The sequence below is a fragment of the Dactylosporangium aurantiacum genome (genome assembly GCF_000716715.1).
In the GTDB taxonomy this organism is placed as follows: domain Bacteria; phylum Actinomycetota; class Actinomycetes; order Mycobacteriales; family Micromonosporaceae; genus Dactylosporangium; species Dactylosporangium aurantiacum.
Genome location: NZ_JNYJ01000212.1, coordinates 1 through 225 on the forward strand (window position 1 = coordinate 1; position 225 = coordinate 225).

Here is a 225-nt window from a genome sequence, read left to right on the forward strand (position 1 = left end):
CCTCTGGGCCGAACGACGCTTCGACCTCAACCGCGGGCGGCTCTTCGCCCTCTGCGTCGCCGCCTACACCCTCGGCCGGGTCTGGATCGAAGCGCTCCGTGTCGACCACGCCAACCACATCCTGGGCATCCGGCTCAACACCTGGACCTGCCTCGTGGTGTTCCTCGCCGCGACCACCTACCTCCTGCGTGCCCGGCGTACCGACACCACCGACCACGCCGTCCC

Annotated in this window: 1 protein-coding gene; it reads left to right on the top strand. The window is 69.8% G+C overall.

The features are described from left to right. On the top strand, positions 1-225 hold a 225-nt coding region (locus tag OP18_RS50955; RefSeq protein WP_033368088.1), incomplete at both ends, for a prolipoprotein diacylglyceryl transferase family protein.